This is a genomic window from Christiangramia fulva (assembly GCF_003024155.1).
Classification (GTDB): Bacteria; Bacteroidota; Bacteroidia; order Flavobacteriales; family Flavobacteriaceae; genus Christiangramia; species Christiangramia fulva.
The window spans coordinates 3252305-3269392 of sequence record NZ_CP028136.1 but is presented as its reverse complement, the minus strand read 5'-3'; the positions used below and the strand labels follow the sequence as shown (position 1 = coordinate 3269392).

Genomic DNA, 17088 nt, shown 5'->3' with positions numbered 1-17088 from the left:
ATGGCGAATATATTGATTGTTGATGATGATCAAACTATAGGATTCATGTTGCGTGATATTCTTGAATTTAACGGGCACCAGGTGGTGGTTTCCCAGGAGCCAAGAAAGACGAAAGAAAATATAAAGTCTAATAATATCGACCTGATCCTGCTTGATAAGCTCATCTCGGGGGTAGACGGGACAGATGTGTGTGCCGATCTTCGAAAAGATGAGGAATTTGCCGATATTCCCGTGATTATGATGTCGGCACTTCACAACGTTAATGAAATTTGCAAACAGGCCGGCGCTACTGAATTTCTTTCCAAACCCTTTGATATGGAAACGCTCATTTCCCTGACCGATGAGATCTTGGAAAAACATTCCGGTAAATAAAGACATTACTTTTTGGATAATACAGTAACGGCGGTGAGATTATGTCTTTCCTGCCGCTTTTTTTCCTGAAGTTCCTGGTAATAGACCAGGTTCCATTTTTTATTTTTGTATTCCAGTGCGGTAAGATTCTCGATCCAATCTCCTGAATTCATGTAAAGACAAATTCCGTTTTTAGTGATTTTACGAACCATTTTGGGTTGATGAATATGTCCGCAAATCACATATTTATAGCCATTTTCGATTGCAAGTTCAGCTACGGTTTTTTCAAATTTTGAAATAAATTTGACTGCTTCCTTAACACTATTTTTGATTTTCCTGGAAAGTGAATATTTTTTTCTTCCTCTTTTTACCAGGAACCAGTTAAGAAATCGGTTTAAGATAATTAGAAGATCATAACCCCAACCGCCTAATTTAGCTAAGAATTTTGCATTTTTTATTGAAATATCAAAGACATCACCATGGAAGAACCAGGCTTTTTTTCCGTCGAGATCGAGAACCAGTTTGTCCAGGATTTGGAATCCGCCAACAACCGTGCCGCTGAATTTCCTCAGCATTTCATCGTGATTCCCGGTAATATAAATAACTTCGGTTCCCTTCGATTGCATTTCGATAATGCGCCGGATCACATCAAGATGAGCTTTGGGAAAATAACTTTTCCTGAATTGCCAGATATCGATTATATCCCCGTTCAGGATAAGTTTTTTGGGTTTAATTCCATTAAGATACTCCAGGAGTTCTTTTGCGTTACAGCCAAGTGTTCCCAAATGGACATCTGAAACAACCACTATCTCAGGTTTTCTCTTTTTCAAAATATTAATAACATTTACTGCAAATTTGAATTAAATGCTGCTTCCCTGGCTTAGCATAGAATTAAAAATAAATTACCAAATGTTTAAGTGTGGGAGTTAGTATTATGCCAACTTTAAGTAGGATTCCATTTTCAAATATGTGCTTAAAAAATTACATTTGTTCAAAATCCTTTGAATGCCTGGAAATTCTTTCGGTAAAATCTTTAAACTTACCACTTTCGGAGAGTCGCATGGTGCAGCCATTGGCGGCATTATAGACGGATGTCCTGCGGGACTTGAAATCGACACCACACTTGTTCAGCAAGACCTTGACCGCAGGCGGCCGGGGCAATCGGCAATTGTAACCCAGCGAAAAGAGCCTGATACGGTCGAATTTCTTTCCGGAATATTTGAAGGGAAGTCAACGGGAACCCCCATTGGTTTCGTGATTAAAAATGCCAATCAGAAATCAAAAGATTACTCGCATATAAAAGATACCTATCGTCCTTCCCATGCCGATTATACTTATGACGAAAAGTACGGAGTTCGCGATTACCGCGGCGGCGGCAGGTCTTCGGCTCGTGAAACCGCCTGCAGGGTGGTGGCCGGAAGTATCGCCAAGCAGCTGCTGAAAGAGGTAAAATTCACCGCTTTTGTAGCTTCGGTGGGGGAACTTGAACTGAAAAAAGATTTTTCTGAACTCGATTTCTCGGAAATTGAAAAAAATCCGGTGCGTTGTCCCGATGCTGAAACCGCTTCAGAAATGGAAAACTTTATCAAAAAGATTCGTTCCGAAGGTGATACAGTTGGAGGCACGGTTAAATGTGTTATTCAAAATATGCCGAAAGGTCTTGGGGAACCGGTATTCGATAAACTGCACGCCGAACTGGGAAAAGCCATGCTTTCCATCAACGCCGTGAAAGGTTTTGAATACGGCAGCGGATTTGCCGGCACGAAAATGCGCGGGAGCGAACATAACGATCATTTCAACACCGATAAATCAACTAAAACCAATTTAAGCGGAGGAATCCAGGGTGGGATCTCCAACGGTATGGATATCTACTTCAATGTGGCATTTAAGCCGGTTGCAACTTTGATGCAAAAGCAGGAAACCATCAATTCCAAAGGTGAAGAGGTAGAAATGCAGGGCAAGGGAAGACATGATCCCTGCGTGGTTCCAAGAGCGGTACCTATCGTAGAAGCCATGGCCGCGCTGGTAATCGCAGATTATTACCTTCAGAATAAGACATCAAAACTTTAATTTCAGTATTAATAATATGAGGAAAATTGCACTGCACTGGCAGATCTTACTCGGAATGGTAGCGGGAGTTGTTTTCGCGCTGATCCTTACTAATTTTAGCTGGGGACCTGAATTCGTCAGCGACTGGATCAAACCTTTCGGGAATATCTTTATCAATGCCTTGAAATTGATTGCAGTGCCACTTATTTTGGCTTCACTTATCAAGGGGATTTCTGACCTTAAAGACATTTCGAAATTGTCGAAAATGGGGATCCGAACTATTGCGACCTACATCATTACCACGGTAATCGCTGTTTCCATTGGTCTTGTGCTTGTCAATGTCATTGGTCCCGGGAGAACAATTTCTGAAGACACCAGGAGCGACCTTATTGCCAGTTATGAAGGTGATGCCTCGGTACGAATCTCAGATGCCGAAAAACAAAAGGATGCCGGGCCTTTACAGGCTTTAGAAGATATTGTTCCAAGTAATATTTTTGGCGCTGCCAGCGATAATGGGAATATGTTACAGGTTATATTTTTCGCTATTTTCTTCGGAATAGGCCTGATCCTGATCCCTGAACAAACAGCAAAACCTGTAAAAGATTTTTTTGATGGTTTCAATGAAGTGATCCTGAAGCTCATAGACCTTATTATGCTTGCCGCTCCATTTGGTGTTTTTGCTCTTTTAGCGGCTCTCGTTGTAGAATCGCCCAGCACCGACCTTTTTGCAGCCCTTGCTCTTTATGCCATGACGGTTCTGATTGGACTTGCGCTTATGATTGGGGTTTATATTCTGCTTGTATGGATTTTTACAGGTAATAAGCCTTCTTTTTTTATCAACGGAATTGCCCCCGCTCAATTACTCGCATTTTCCACCAGCTCAAGCGCGGCAACACTTCCGGTAACCATGGAAAGGGTAGAAGAGCACATGGGTGTTCATAAAGAAGTGACCAGTTTTGTTCTTCCAATTGGCGCTACCATTAATATGGACGGAACAAGTCTTTACCAGGCTGTTGCGGCAGTTTTTATCGCCCAGGCTTTTGGAATGGACCTTAGCCTTGGCACTCAAATGGGAATAATCGCTACGGCAACCCTCGCATCTATAGGTTCTGCAGCTGTTCCCGGTGCCGGAATGGTCATGCTGGTTATTGTACTGGCACAGGCCGGAATACCTGAAGCCGGGCTGGCATTGATCTTCGCAATAGATCGACCCCTGGATATGTGTCGAACCACTGTAAATGTAACTGGTGATGCCGCTGTGGCATTAATGGTCGCGAAATCGGTTGATATGATGGGGCCGCCTAACGTAAAAGAATGGGACGAGGAGTATCATCCCGATGCTGAAGTTAACACAGAAAAAATTTAATCCAGGAATTTAGCTTTTAGTTCGGGAGTAGGGATCATGCACTGCTCTTTCTTACCGAACCATTTATAGCGGTGATTTCCTATAAAATCATAGACTCCGTCACGGATAAATGTTGGAATTCCGAAGAAAATTTTTAAAAATGAATAACCACCGGAAAGATCTTTTGAAATTTCCAGTGCAGCTGTAGACTTTTTATAATAAGCAACACCGGGCTCAATTAAAATGATGGATTCCAGTTGTTCAGTATCCAATCCTCTTTCCGCCAAAAGATTTTTTCCCAGTTCACTTTGCAGAGAAGCAAACCTGAAAATATCTTTTTTATCATGTTTTATAATGAATTGTATGGCGCCGTTACACAGGTTGCAAACGCCGTCAAAAAGCACGATTTTCTTATTTTCAGGTAGATTGTTCATATTATTTTTTAGCGGCCTGCACCAGTTCCAGTTGTTCCACATCAACTGAAGTGGTGAACATTCCATAATTCACAATGGCCTTGCCTTTTTCAATAGTATCGATCGAACCCACAGCTTTTCCGTCTTCAAGCCGAACACGGTCACCAATTTTCAGTTTTGGTTTTGGTTTACTGGCTTCCTGTTTTTTAATTTCCTGCTCCTTCTTTTTTTCTTCTTTTTTCTTTTCACGGATAGGTTCGATCTTCTTTTGAACCTCTTTCTTTAATTGCATTTCTTTGGCTTTCCTCGCTTTCTGTTGCTTCGCGTTTTCCTTTTTTCGCTTGGAATTTTCGATCTCCACGATCTTTAGCAATTCACCGATCAGCTCTTTTTTCTTCTTATTATTGAAATATTTCAGGCTAAGATCGTCCAGTTTCTGCCCCAGATAGATCATCCGCTGATTGGAATCATATAATTCCTGGTAATTTTCCAGTTTTTGCTGAATACGGTAATTGATCTCTTCCAGTTTATCTTTCTGCTCAGCAGCCTTCGATTCCTTCTGCTTTAAAGAGTCGGTGGTTTTTCGCAATTCTGACCGCTCTTTCTGAAGTTTGGCAATACTGCGGTCAAAACGGATCTTTCCGCGTTCCACTTTTTTCCTGGAACGATTGATAAGGCTATACGGAATTCCGTTCTTTTGAGCTACTTCAAAAGTAAAGGAGCTTCCGGCTTCGCCCACCTGGAGTTTATAGATAGGTTCCAGCGTTGTACTGTCGAACATCATATTGGCGTTGCTCATATCAGGCAGTTCACCGGCCAGTTTTTTAAGGTTCGCGTAATGTGTGGTTAAAATTCCGTAAGAACCTTTTTCATAAAATACTTCCAGAAATGTTTCAGCCAGGGCACCGCCGAGTTCGGGATCACTTCCGGTGCCGAATTCGTCAATTAAAAACAGCGTTTTATCATCACATTTACGAAGAAAATAATTCATATTCTTCAACCTGTAACTGTAAGTGCTCAGGTGATTTTCAATCGACTGGTTATCGCCGATATCCGTGAGAATTTTATTAAATAGGCAAACCCTGCTGAATTCATGAACGGGAATCAACATTCCACTTTGAAGCATCACCTGAAGGAGACCGACGGTCTTTAAGGTGATACTTTTCCCACCGGCATTGGGTCCTGAAATAACAATTATACGATTATCCTGCGCCAGCTCAATACTCTGCGGAAAGGTTTTCTCTCCCTTTCGTTTATTGCTCAAATAGAGCAGCGGATGAAAAGCTTCTTTCAACTGAAGTTCCCTGTCTTTTGAAATTTTGGGAAGAACGCCATTGATCTTTTCAGCGTATTTAGATTTTGCTGCGATTACATCGAAATCACTCAGCAATTCCTGGTATTCAATCAAAGTTTCTCGATATGGCCGCGCAAATTCGGTCAGTTCTTTTAGAATTCGTTTGATCTCTTCCTTTTCTTCATACTCCAAATTATTAAGCTCGCGGGTAAATTTATAGGTAGCTTCAGGCTGGATATAAACGATACTCCCGGTTTTGGAGTTCCCCATAATCCCGCCTTTCACTTTCCGGCGATGCATGGCCTTGACTGCCAGAACCCTTACATTTTCAACCACACTTTCCTTGATCTCGTCAAGATAGCCGTAAGAATGATAATTTGAAAGCGCCGAATTGAAACTGGAATTGATCTGCCCGCGAACAGAATTGATCGATCTTCTCAAATTCTGAAGCAGGGGAGAGGCATCATCTTTCATTTCGCCAAAGCGATCGATCACGCCGTTGATCTTTTCGGTGAGATTGGTATCAAAATCGAGATGGGAAACGGTTTCAGAGAGTGTTGGGTAGATCTCGCTGTATTTTTCGAAATATTTCAGGTGAGAATTTACAGTTTCAGTGATTGAAGCAATTTTACGAAATCCCGAAATCTCGAGTACGGCACCTTCGATACCAAGCAGTTTTATTTCCTGCTGAATCGACTCAAAACCATGATTTGGAATGGGTGTCTCCTGTAATTTCGAATTGAAATACTCATTGGTTTGATTCAGCCCGAAAATGGTTTTTTTATATGTTGGATAAGGAGTTATTTTAAGGGCTTTCTCTTTCCCGAGTCCGGTGATGCACAATTCGCTCACCTGCCCACACACTACCTGAAATTCAAGATCTTCAAGGCTCCTGGAACTAATTTTAATCATATCATTTTAAAATGTTCTCGGGGGCTAAGCCCCTCTATCTCAATTACCTCTCTTTTTGGAGAGATTGGAATCGATATTAGGCGATTCCGGGAGAGGTAAAATAAAAAATTCGGACTTCTATTTGCTTAAACGAAAGCGAAAAAACACTTTGTCCGACATTTTTTATTTTCCCTACTTTTGAGGTGACGCAAAGTTACTTAATTCTCATGAACGTAAGAATAGACGAAAGCTGGAAAAAAGAGCTGAATCCAGAGTTTGAAAAAGACTATTTTAAAAATCTTATTGAATTTGTCAAAAATGAATATTCGGCAAACACCTGTTTTCCTCCCGGAAAAGATATTTTTGCCGCTTTTGACCATTCCAGCTTTGACGAGACCAAAGTGGTAATCATTGGTCAGGACCCTTATCATGGTGTGGGGCAGGCAAACGGGCTCTGTTTTTCAGTGAAAGAAGATGTAAGTATTCCGCCTTCGCTGGTCAATATTTTCAAGGAAATCGAGCAGGATCTTGGAAAACCTTATCCAAAAACCGGAAATCTGGAACGCTGGGCCGATCAGGGTGTGCTTTTACTGAATGCCACGCTTACCGTTCGCGCGCACCAGGCGGGATCGCATCAGAATAAAGGCTGGGAAATCTTTACCGATAAAGTGATAGAAGCGGTTTCAAGAGATAAAGAACATGTGGTATTTATGCTCTGGGGCGGTTACGCAAAGAAAAAGTCGAAACTCATCGATTCTTCTAAACATCTGATACTAACAAGTGGACATCCCTCGCCTTTAAGCGCCAATCGCGGTTACTGGTTCGGAAATAAACATTTCAGCAAGGCGAATGAATATTTAAAAAATCATGGGAAAAAACCAATAGACTGGTAAAAAAAGCCGGCAATTTTGCCGGCTTTTAGATTTTATAGCCATTCCCATTCATCTGGATCAAGCATTCTCACAGAAGGTGCCATAACATTTTTTTCAAGCAGCCATAAATCACCTTTTTTGTCAAAAGTAATTGCGCTGGGGAATTCGAGTCCGCTAACCTCTTTAATTAGTTCTCCACTTTCTGTATTGTAAGCGCTAATCCTTCCGCCCTGGATAAAATCAGGCAAAAACGACGCAAACCAGCTGCCTTTATCATATTCAACTACATATAAAAGACCATCAGGACCAACTTCAAGATCAATAATTGAAGTTAGGCCATTTACCAGCAATTCATAATCGTTTGAAGTTACTTTTTCATTGCACACTACGTGAGTTGCATCTTTACGAATTTTCCAGACTCTCGAAAGTCCAGTTGGAAATCCATCGGGTATCGCCCCGGTAAGTTCTCCAACATAAAAATATTCATCCTGGCCCACAGCGACTGAGGTAGCCACAGGTTGAACATAACAGGTGAGGTCTTCATTTTCTGAGAGTATTTTGAAATCACCACTTTCATTTAGGGGAGGAGTTAATAATACTTTCCAGTCTATTTCTCCTGTCGTAGTGGCCTGTAGAACAGTATTTCCGGCAGCATCTGCGACCAAAGCCGTTTTTCCATCCAGCGCAGTAACTTTAAACGGATTATTTTGTGCTCCGGCATGGAAATCAGGAGGATCTGATTCGCATTCTTGATCTTTCCATTGGATACCTTCATAAGCATCGGGATCATTATCCTTTTCGAATTTGCCTAAATCGGCTACCATTCTTACATTTCCATTGGAAACACGGTATAATTCCCCGTCTTCGGCAAGGTCACTTCCCCCGGTGGTAAAAAAAGCGTTTCCGGTACCGATAGCCTGTATTCCCTGAATATCGGTATTAACCTGAACCTCCTGCATAGTCCTGACCTCTCCCTTTTTTATAAGCTGGATACTTCTGGCAGTACCAGAGTTCACACCTACCATAATACTTCCATCAGGGGTAGCTGAAATATCATAAACGACACCGGTGAATTCAAAAGGAGCATTGACCTGGTTCTTTTTAGCTTTAAGAGATTGAGCATCAATCGATAAATCTTCTGTTTCTTTTTGGCAGGATACAGCAAAAACTATTAATAAAATTAATAGGAATTTTCTCCAAACCTCATAATTGATTGGTTGTTTTTTGGCATTCATAATAATAATTTTTTGGTTATTAAGCTATTATTCATTTACCCGAAGACGTTCACCTTAAAGAAGAGAGTCTTTATTTGGGAACAAGAAAGCCTAAACTTCCGTCCTGGAGAACGGGTAACAGGAGGGGGGCTGAAAATTAAAATTTCAGTTTCAGCTGTTTAAAATGTTTTGGAGACTCTTCAACGGGGGGAACCAGTTTAATTTATTTCACTGGTAATCAATCTTTTAAAGATACAAAAAAAAGCACAAATACTTTTCAGGATCAAAAAAATAAAAATTAGTAAATAAGAAATGAATTTTCCTTTTTCTCTGGAATGAGATTAAGACGGAGCAGGGTATCCTGAACATTTTTTAGATCATCTTCAGCAATCTGTTCCTGGCTCCAGTGGGTAAGATCAAGCCATTTCCGGATATCTTCCAGTTTTTGCTGATATCTCTCTGCAAGGAGAACATCAATTTTTGGCTGTAATTTAAAATTTTTGGTTTCGGTATTGATCACTTTCAGCATTCGCTGTATCCTTTCTGGATCCTTCCGAAGCGATTCATTGCGCACGGCAATGACAAAACAGGGCCACGGAGTAGGGCAGTCGGCTACCAGGCGAAAAGTATGATTATCTACAAGAGGTTTCGTGGTAAAATGTTCCCACATAAAATACTGTGCGCGGCCTTCTTTTAAAGCCTTAACAGCACCTTCAACATTATCTACAATTTCAAATTTCAGCGTGTCGGTATCCCAGCCCTGGTGCTGTGCATTCACATAGGCCATCAAATGTGAACCGCTTCCCATCCGGCTAATGGCAGCTTTAGTTCCTTCCAGATCGCCAATGTTCTTATATTTTGATTCCGCAGCTACATGTATACCCCAAATAAGCGGACTCCCGATGAAATTCTGAATTATTTTACATTCATTACCATTGATGATATCGCGAACAATTCCTTCAGTTAAAATCACCGCCGCATCTAATTCACCGCTCCGTAAAGCATTGCACATCGCCCCTGTGCCTTCGGGAAAATCTTTCCAAAGAAGGTTAATATCCTCTTTTTTGAAATTATCATTTTCAATCGCGAGATGCCAGGGCAGATTAAAATGTTCAGGAACTCCGCCAATTTTAATCGTTTTCATACTTTATGTTTTTTCTTCAGGTATTCATAAATCTCGTACTGAGAACGAATAGCTTTTTCATTTTTCTTTCGTTGAACATATCTATTGCTCTCCTCTGCATCCTGAATACGAGCTTTCACGTTGTCTTTGAGCTGTATATCAAGGATTTCCCTGAATTCTTTTTTGATATCTTCATCCAGCACCGGTGAAAGCACTTCGATCCGTCTGTCCAGGTTGCGGTTCATCCAGTCGGCACTGCCGTAAAAAATGACTTCATTCCCGCCGTTCTCAAAAATATAAATTCTGCCATGTTCCAGAAAACGATCGACCACGCTGGTGACATAAATGTTTTCGCTCATTCCCTTTACACCCGGAATCAAACTGGTAAAACCACGAATCAACATCCTGATCTCAACGCCGGCCTGACTTGCCTTATAAAGCAGCTCAATCATTTCTTGGTCTTCCAGGCTGTTCATTTTAGCTGTAATTTTCGCTTTTTTTCCTTCCCGGGCATTTTCGATCTCATTGTAAATGAGCTTAATGAATTCCTGACGTGTTGAAAAAGGCGAAATAATCAGATTTTTTTCCCTTGGAATGATAAGTTCTCCTTCCAGAACCTTAAAAAGACGCTGAAGTTCTTTTGTAATTTGTTTATCGGCAGTAAAAATGGCGTGATCACAATATAACTTTGCGGTTTCACTATTAAAGTTACCGGTGCCTATATAGGCATAGCGCATATTGGTTTCTCCTTCATTCCGGCAAACCAGCATTATTTTTGAATGTACTTTGACTTTGGGATAACTATAAATAACATTCGCTCCTTTTTCTTCAAATTTCCTTCCCCAGATGATATTATTTTCCTCATCAAAACGTGCTTTTGCTTCAACAAAAACCGTTACTTTTTTACCATTTTCAAGAGCTTTCAATAGGGAAGATGTCAAAACAGATTCGTCAGCGACCCGATAAAGCGAAATTTTGATATCAGTTACCTTCTCGTCCTCAGCGGCCTGTTTCAGGAAATTTTCAACATAATCAAAAGACATATAAGGGAAATGTACCGACTGATCTTTTTCCCTGATCACCTCAAAATAATTTTTGGCCTTGGTTAAAACTCTATGTGCAACTGGTTGCAGTTTTTTAAAATGCAAATCGGGATTACTGGTAGGATCGGGAAAAGACATGAAATCTTTGAAATTGTGATATTTCCCTCCGGGCATCATATCTATTTTTCCCAGTTTCAGGAGCTTTCTGATCTTCTTCTGAATTTCCTTGGGCATACTGGCATCGTACAAAAGGCGCGTAGGCTGATTATCGGTACGCTGTTCCAGGGATTCATAGATCTTTTCGGCTAAAACACCATTATAAATATCATCGATATACAATTCGGCATCCCTGGAAAGTTTGATCTCGTAAATACCTGTAATTTCTTCCTTTGGAAAAAGTCGAAAGGCTTCATGGCGAATGATCTCATCAAGAAAAGTGATATTGTGATTTCCGTTTTTCTTATCCATCATTATAAACCTTCCGCATTCATTTACCGGGATTTTTAACAGGGCGAGATGATCTTCTTCCTTAAAAGAAACCAAAAAATAGAGCACGGCATTCTCTAAGAAAAGCTCATTTTCTTTAGACAGATCAAGCCGCAAAGGTTTTAAATGCTTTTTAATGTTTTTGGTGAAAAAGCTGCCGGCAAACTTTTCCTGCGAAGGATTATAATCTTCAGAACCAAGAATGAAAATATTATTTTCAGCAAGTTCTGGAATAATTTGTCCGTAATATATTTCCCCGAATTCATCCTGTTGCTTTTTGACCTCTTCGATGATCTGTTTGGTGATTTTGGATGGACGTAAAGCCAGTTTTTTACGAAGACTTTTTTTTACTCTTTTAATTTGCCTGAGCTGGGAAACTCTTACGCGAAAATATTCATCCAGATTTGAAGAGAAAATGGCCAGGAATTTCATTCGCTCAAATAAGGGATTAATCTTATCTGCAGCTTCCTGAAGAACCCTTGCATTAAAACTTAACCAGTTAAGATCTCGATGCCTGAACCGGTCGTTATTAGTTTGCTGCATAGGTGTTAAAAGTGTTTCATCAAAAATACAAAGTCCACCCTGCTTTGCTTTTAATATATTGTTAAATAAGATTCTTAGGAGGCAAGCTTTTCCAGGCAGTAGTTTACCAGATTAGCCACTACTTTCTTCGGATCTGAAGAGAAATTTCCGGTTGCCCGGTTTGCGATCACGGCATTCATAGATAAGGCTCTATGCCCGAGTAATTTCGACATTCCGTAGATAGCTGACGTCTCCATCTCAAAATTAGTCACTACTTTATTCTGAAAGCTGAAAGCTGCAATTTTATCGTTCATATCAGGATCGGGAATTCCCAGTCTTAAAACCCGTCCCTGCGGACCGTAAAATCCGCAGTTGGTTGCCGTGAGACCCTTATTTACTTCAGGACTCATGAATTTTTCAAGTAAAGAACCATCTCCTTTTACCACATAAGGATATGCCTTTTTAGTAGACCATCCGGTTTGCCTGACAAATTCATCTGCTATTTCCTTTTCAAAAATATGCTCGCTGTTGTAAAAATGCATCAAACCATCAAGGCCAAGACCATATTCACTGGCTACAAAAGAATCTACCGGGATATTTTTCTGAAGGGAGCCCGTAGTTCCAATCCTTATTATTTCAAGGCTACTTTGTTCTTCCTTAATCCTTCTTGTAGAAAAATTGATGTTTTTTAGCGCGTCAAGTTCCGTAAAGGCTATATCAATATTATCTGTACCCATACCCGTTGACATCACGGTAATACGTTTAGATTTATAAAATCCGGTATGGGTACAAAATTCACGTTTGTTCTTTTTGATTTCGATTTTATTAAAATGCCGTGAAATAGTAGGAACACGTCCCGGATCTCCCACTACAATAACCGTATCAGCAAGATCTTCGGGTTTTATTCCAAGGTGATAAATAGAGCCATCGGGATTGAGTATAAGCTCTGAAGCCAGTATTGTCATTTTACAATTTTAAAAGTCGGTGTGTCTCAGATTCGTAAAGAAAGTCATAGATGCGGGCACCACCGTAATATTCATCATTTTTTAATTCCTGATAAAAATTGTGTTTTCCTTCCAGCGCGAGGCGGCCTTTTTCAGAAACCTGGATCCTGCCATCTTTTTCTTCATAGAATATATTAAGTTTTTTTAGAAGCCTTTGCATTTGGGCGTCACTATATCCATAGTATCCCTGGTATTCCAGGACATATCCCAAAAGGTGATTCTCATTTTTTATATCGTGGTTTTCAATGAGGCGAAGCACATTTTTTTCAAGTGAATTTATTCCGGTAACGCTGTTCGGAAATCTTTCAACATGAGCCCTTACACAACTGGATAAATATTCGAAATTAGATTTAACCTTGATTTGTGGTTTTAATTTCAATGGATTATCGCTACAGTACAATTCCCAAATCAAAGTAGCGATTTCAAGATCGTCAACAGTAAGGTCAATCCGGTTTTTATAATGATTTTCGAGCTCATTAAGGTCTAACTGCGAAAGGGGTTTGAATTCTTTTTCTCCAATGAGTTTCCTGCTGCAAACCAGAGTTATGGGAACATCTTTCTGGATCTCTCTAAGCAGATTAATGGCGGCAAGCATATTGATATGGCAAAAAAGGTCAAATTCGAACCACAGAACAATTTCATCTAATTTACCAAGCGCTTTCAGCCTTTTTATTTCGGAAACAAAACGCTTATCATATTCTTCAGCAGATATGGAATATGCTTTCTTCAGAAATTTCTTTCTCAATTTAAAAAAATCAGAATTTATTTCCTGAAGCGTTGGTCCTTCACACAAAAGTTCCCGCCAAACGATCACTTCACCTTTCAGATTGAGGTCTGTAACCTTTTCTGCAAGACTATCACCGTTCACGAGGTGTAGGGTTTTGTTTTCCATATTTAATGAATTGTATCGAGCTAAAGAAGGCTAACCTCCAACGCGTTTTACTTTATAACCTTCTTTTCTAAGAATGCTCATTATCTTTTCACGGTCATCGCCCTGAATAATGATCTCGCCATCTTTTACCGATCCTCCAACGCCACATTTCTTCTTCAAACTTTTACCTAATGCGGCAAGATCGTCTTCTTTTCCCTGGAATCCTTTAATAATAGTGACGGTTTTTCCGCCCCTGCCTTTATTGCTGAAATGAGCTTCCAGTTCCTGTTCACCGGGAGCGGGAGTTTCGTAATTACCTTCTTCCAGATACTCTTTTTCATTAAAATTTTCATCGGTGGAAAATACAAATCCACTTAAATTTTCAAGTCCTAACTTCTTCTTAGCCATAATTATTTTTTAGCCAGGCCTATTTCAATAAGGCGCTGATTCAAAAATTCACCCGCTGTAATGTCTTCATATTGTTTTGGATGATCTTCATCGATACATTCTTCCAGGCAATCAAGCCTCATATCGCTTCGCGGATGCATAAAGAACGGAATGGAATACCTTGGGTTGCCCCATTCTTCCTTCGGCGGATTTACCACACGGTGAATGGTAGATCGCAGTTTATTATTGGTATGTCTTTCCAGCATATCCCCTACATTAATCACCAGTTCATCTTCCTGTGGAATGGCATCTATCCAAACACCGTCTTTGCGAAGCACCTGTAAACCTCCTGTTGAAGCTCCCATAAGCAAGGTGATAAGATTTATATCTCCATGTTCACCCGCTCTAACGGCTCCTTTTGGTTCTTCTTGTATGGGAGGGTAATGTATAGGCCTTAGAATACTGTTGCCATTGCTAACCCAGGGATCAAAGTAATGTTCTTCAAGGCCAATGTAAATAGCCAGCGCCCTTAGAACATAAATTCCGGTCTTTTCAAGCATCCGGTATGCTTCCATGCCCACATGATTAAAATCTTTAAGCTCTTCTACCTGAACATTTTCAGGATATTCTTCGGTAAGGTTGGCATCTTCAGAAGGTTCCTGTCCAAAATGCCAGAATTCCTTAAGGTCACCTTCTTTTTTTCCTTTGGCATGTTCTTTTCCGAAGGAAATATATCCTCTTTGCCCGGCCAGGCCTTCAATTTCATATTTCTGTTTGGTTTCTATGGGAAGGTCGAAAAAAGCTTTTACTTCCTTATAGAGTTCTTCAACCAGTTCATCACTGAGAAAGTGGTTTTTTAGAGCTACAAAACCTATTTCTTCATATGCCTTACCAATCTCGTTAACGAATTTTTCTTTGCGTTTGGGATCATTCGCCACGAAGTCGGCCAGATCAACGCTGGGAATATTTTTCATTGCCATAAGTATGGTGTTTTGTTTCTTAGGTCTAACAGGCAAAGTTAAGTAAAATTGAATGATCTGTGGGTAGATTATATTTTTCTTAGCATATAGAAATTTGGTTACATTTGAGATACAAAAACTCAACTATGCATATGAAGAGCTCACTTGCAGGCACTATAAAATATAAGCCCAACCAACTTTCTTCAGAAGTTTTACTGGAATTATATAACGAAATGCTAAAGCCCAGAATGATAGAAGAAAAGATGTTGATACTACTGCGGCAGGGCAAAATTTCGAAATGGTTCAGCGGTATAGGTCAGGAAGCGATTTCTATCGGAGTTACTATGGCTCTCGAAGATGACGAGTATATACTTCCCATGCATAGAAATCTTGGTGTTTTTACAGGTAGAAAAATTCCTTTGGAAAAACTTTTCGCCCAGTGGCAGGGAAAAGCCTCTGGTTTTACGAACGGCCGTGATCGCAGTTTCCATTTCGGGACACAGGAGTATAAAATAGTGGGTATGATCTCTCACCTGGGTCCTCAGCTCGGGGTTGCCGATGGCATTGCACTGGCACATAAGATCAGAAAAGAAAAGAAACTCTGCGCGGTCTTTTCAGGCGAAGGGGGAACCAGCGAAGGGGATTTTCATGAAGCTCTCAATATTGCGTCTGTATGGGATCTGCCCGTGCTTTTTTGCATTGAAAATAACGGCTATGGTCTTTCTACGCCGGTAAATGAACAATATCGCTGTAAGGATATAGCTGATCGTGGCATTGCTTATGGAATGGAGTCATTTATTATAGATGGAAATAATATCCTCGAAGTTTATACTAAGATCTTAGAAATTGCAGGAGATGTACGGGAAAATCCGAGGCCTGTTCTTATTGAATTTAAAACCTTCAGAATGCGTGGCCATGAAGAGGCCAGTGGCACCAAGTATGTGCCTGATGAACTTATGAATGAATGGGCGCAGAAAGATCCGATAGACAACTACCGAAATTATCTTTTTGAAAGGGATATTCTTGATGAGGAAAAAGAAGAATTTTTTAAAAAGGAAATTACTGAAGAAATTGAAAACGGATTGAAGGTCGCTTATGCAGAAAGTCCAGTTACCTTCAATGAAACTAAAGAGTTAAATGATGTATTCCAAAATAAAGAATATGAGCATTTTGAAAAAAATTCAGAAACTGTTAATATCAGATTTGTAGATGCCATTTCCCAGGCTCTTGAACAGTCCATGCAGCGGCATGAAAATCTTGTTTGTATGGGCCAGGATATAGCAGAGTACGGCGGAGTTTTCAAGATCACCGAAGGGTTTCTTGAAAAATTTGGCAGTGACAGGATCAGGAATACTCCCATCTGCGAATCGGGGATTGTAAGTACAGCTATGGGACTTTCGATAAACGGGATGAAAGCCATGGTAGAAATGCAGTTTGGGGATTTTGTAAGCTCTGGATTCAATCCGCTGGTGAATTATCTCGCCAAGGTTCATTATCGTTGGAATCAAAATGCCGACGTGGTCATTCGAATGCCTTGCGGGGCGGGAGTTGGGGCAGGACCCTTTCATTCCCAGACCAATGAAGCCTGGTTTGCCAAGGTTCCCGGTTTAAAAATTATTTATCCTGCTTTTCCTTACGACGCTAAAGGTTTACTCAACACGGCCATAAATGACCCCAATCCGGTGCTTTTCTTTGAACACAAAGGGCTTTACAGAAGTATAAGGCAGGAGGTCCCAACAAATTATTACACTTTGCCTTTAGGGAAAGCTTCCTTACTTAAAGAGGGAGAGGATATCACTATTATTTCCTATGGTGCCGGAGTACATTGGGCGCTGGAATGTCTCGAGGAAATAAATTATGAAAAAGCCGATCTTATTGATCTTCGAAGCCTTCAGCCTTTAGATGAAGAAGCTATTATTAAATCGGTTTCAAAAACCGGAAAGGCCATTGTATTAACCGAAGATTCCCTTTTCGGCAGTATCGCTTCAGAAATTGCCGCGATAATATCTGAAAAATGCTTTGAAAAACTTGACGCGCCGGTAATGAGAGCAGGTAGTTTGGAAACACCCATTCCTTTTGCCGGAACACTGGAGAAAGGTTATTTAGGAAAGGAAAGGTTTAGAGAAAAACTAATAGAATTAATAGAATATTAATAATTCAAAAATGATAGTTCCTTTTTATTAAGAATTCTTAACATATCCATTGTTAAAGTATTAATAATGTTTTGTCTGCTGGTAGGCACTACTGTAATTTAGAGATAACTA

At 40.3% G+C, this 17088-nt stretch carries 15 protein-coding genes; 5 read left to right on the top strand and 10 right to left on the bottom strand.

The genetic code is table 11. The annotated features are described in order from the left end of the window. Positions 1-372 carry a response regulator gene (locus tag C7S20_RS14575; RefSeq protein ID WP_107013163.1) on the top strand — a complete coding sequence of 124 codons (372 nt, stop codon included), beginning with the start codon at positions 1-3 and terminating at the stop codon, positions 370-372. 5 nt (positions 373-377) lie between these two features. On the opposite strand, the gene C7S20_RS14570 is transcribed toward C7S20_RS14575, so the two are convergent. Further along, the gene (locus tag C7S20_RS14570; protein ID WP_107013162.1) at positions 378-1181 is read right to left on the bottom strand and encodes a UDP-2,3-diacylglucosamine diphosphatase; all 804 of its coding nucleotides are present in this window, start codon (positions 1179-1181) and stop codon (positions 378-380) included. Between the two features lie 175 nt (positions 1182-1356). Between C7S20_RS14570 and aroC the strand changes: the two genes are divergently transcribed. Together aroC and C7S20_RS14560 are read left to right on the top strand one after the other, a co-directional pair. Next, positions 1357-2421, top strand: a complete 1065-nt coding sequence (aroC, locus tag C7S20_RS14565) for a chorismate synthase (RefSeq protein WP_107013161.1) — start codon at positions 1357-1359, stop codon at positions 2419-2421. A 16-nt stretch (positions 2422-2437) separates the two neighbouring features. Continuing rightward, positions 2438-3766, top strand: a complete 1329-nt coding sequence (locus C7S20_RS14560) for a dicarboxylate/amino acid:cation symporter (protein ID WP_107013160.1) — start codon at positions 2438-2440, stop codon at positions 3764-3766. Here C7S20_RS14560 and C7S20_RS14555 read toward each other — a convergent pair. Then, positions 3763-4179 carry a thiol-disulfide oxidoreductase DCC family protein gene (locus C7S20_RS14555; protein WP_107013159.1) on the bottom strand — a complete coding sequence of 139 codons (417 nt, stop codon included), beginning with the start codon at positions 4177-4179 and terminating at the stop codon, positions 3763-3765. The genes C7S20_RS14560 and C7S20_RS14555 overlap by 4 nt on opposite strands. 1 nt (position 4180) lies before the next feature. Then, positions 4181-6364, bottom strand: coding sequence for an endonuclease MutS2 (locus C7S20_RS14550; RefSeq protein ID WP_107013158.1), 2184 nt, complete (start codon positions 6362-6364; stop codon positions 4181-4183). A 206-nt stretch (positions 6365-6570) separates the two neighbouring features. Between C7S20_RS14550 and C7S20_RS14545 the strand changes: the two genes are divergently transcribed. Further along, positions 6571-7236, top strand: a complete 666-nt coding sequence (locus tag C7S20_RS14545; protein ID WP_107013157.1) for a uracil-DNA glycosylase — start codon at positions 6571-6573, stop codon at positions 7234-7236. A 32-nt stretch (positions 7237-7268) separates the two neighbouring features. On the opposite strand, the gene C7S20_RS14540 is transcribed toward C7S20_RS14545, so the two are convergent. From C7S20_RS14540 to C7S20_RS14505, 7 genes are all read right to left on the bottom strand, one after another. Beyond that, entirely contained in the window at positions 7269-8450 is a 1182-nt protein-coding gene (locus C7S20_RS14540; RefSeq protein ID WP_107013156.1) for a ScyD/ScyE family protein, read from the bottom strand. Positions 8451-8727: 277 nt separating this feature from the next. Further along, the gene (locus C7S20_RS14530; RefSeq protein ID WP_107013154.1) at positions 8728-9573 is read right to left on the bottom strand and encodes a substrate-binding domain-containing protein; all 846 of its coding nucleotides are present in this window, start codon (positions 9571-9573) and stop codon (positions 8728-8730) included. Then, complete coding sequence (ppk1, locus tag C7S20_RS14525) at positions 9570-11624, bottom strand: polyphosphate kinase 1 (RefSeq protein ID WP_107013153.1); 2055 nt, start codon at positions 11622-11624, stop codon at positions 9570-9572. The genes C7S20_RS14530 and ppk1 overlap by 4 nt, the downstream gene beginning before the upstream one ends. A 74-nt stretch (positions 11625-11698) precedes the next feature. Then, complete coding sequence (locus C7S20_RS14520; RefSeq protein WP_107013152.1) at positions 11699-12568, bottom strand: nucleoside phosphorylase; 870 nt, start codon at positions 12566-12568, stop codon at positions 11699-11701. Between the two features lies 1 nt (position 12569). Beyond that, entirely contained in the window at positions 12570-13499 is a 930-nt protein-coding gene (locus C7S20_RS14515; protein ID WP_107013151.1) for a DUF1835 domain-containing protein, read from the bottom strand. A 30-nt stretch (positions 13500-13529) separates the two neighbouring features. Next, a complete protein-coding gene (locus C7S20_RS14510; protein WP_107013150.1) occupies positions 13530-13886 on the bottom strand; it encodes a translation initiation factor in 357 nt (118 codons plus the stop codon). 2 nt (positions 13887-13888) lie between these two features. Further along, positions 13889-14839: an isopenicillin N synthase family dioxygenase gene (locus tag C7S20_RS14505; protein WP_107014255.1), complete on the bottom strand. Its 951-nt coding sequence runs from the start codon at positions 14837-14839 to the stop codon at positions 13889-13891. Between the two features lie 137 nt (positions 14840-14976). Between C7S20_RS14505 and C7S20_RS14500 the strand changes: the two genes are divergently transcribed. Then, a complete protein-coding gene (locus C7S20_RS14500; RefSeq protein ID WP_227009018.1) occupies positions 14977-16977 on the top strand; it encodes an alpha-ketoacid dehydrogenase subunit alpha/beta in 2001 nt (666 codons plus the stop codon). Positions 16978-17088 lie beyond the last annotated feature (111 nt).

Excerpts from the sequence above, each read along its gene's own strand:
- C7S20_RS14575 (WP_107013163.1), top strand. The coding sequence starts at position 1 with ATGGCGAATATATTGATTGTTGATGATGATCAAACTATAGGATTCATG.
- aroC (WP_107013161.1), top strand. The coding sequence starts at position 1,357 with ATGCCTGGAAATTCTTTCGGTAAAATCTTTAAACTTACCACTTTCGGA.
- C7S20_RS14560 (WP_107013160.1), top strand. The coding sequence starts at position 2,438 with ATGAGGAAAATTGCACTGCACTGGCAGATCTTACTCGGAATGGTAGCG.
- C7S20_RS14555 (WP_107013159.1), bottom strand. The coding sequence starts at position 4,179 with ATGAACAATCTACCTGAAAATAAGAAAATCGTGCTTTTTGACGGCGTT.
- C7S20_RS14550 (WP_107013158.1), bottom strand. The coding sequence starts at position 6,364 with ATGATTAAAATTAGTTCCAGGAGCCTTGAAGATCTTGAATTTCAGGTA.
- C7S20_RS14545 (WP_107013157.1), top strand. The coding sequence starts at position 6,571 with ATGAACGTAAGAATAGACGAAAGCTGGAAAAAAGAGCTGAATCCAGAG.
- C7S20_RS14540 (WP_107013156.1), bottom strand. The coding sequence starts at position 8,450 with ATGAATGCCAAAAAACAACCAATCAATTATGAGGTTTGGAGAAAATTC.
- C7S20_RS14530 (WP_107013154.1), bottom strand. The coding sequence starts at position 9,573 with ATGAAAACGATTAAAATTGGCGGAGTTCCTGAACATTTTAATCTGCCC.
- ppk1 (WP_107013153.1), bottom strand. The coding sequence starts at position 11,624 with ATGCAGCAAACTAATAACGACCGGTTCAGGCATCGAGATCTTAACTGG.
- C7S20_RS14520 (WP_107013152.1), bottom strand. The coding sequence starts at position 12,568 with ATGACAATACTGGCTTCAGAGCTTATACTCAATCCCGATGGCTCTATT.
- C7S20_RS14515 (WP_107013151.1), bottom strand. The coding sequence starts at position 13,499 with ATGGAAAACAAAACCCTACACCTCGTGAACGGTGATAGTCTTGCAGAA.
- C7S20_RS14510 (WP_107013150.1), bottom strand. The coding sequence starts at position 13,886 with ATGGCTAAGAAGAAGTTAGGACTTGAAAATTTAAGTGGATTTGTATTT.
- C7S20_RS14505 (WP_107014255.1), bottom strand. The coding sequence starts at position 14,839 with ATGAAAAATATTCCCAGCGTTGATCTGGCCGACTTCGTGGCGAATGAT.
- C7S20_RS14500 (WP_227009018.1), top strand. The coding sequence starts at position 14,977 with ATGAAGAGCTCACTTGCAGGCACTATAAAATATAAGCCCAACCAACTT.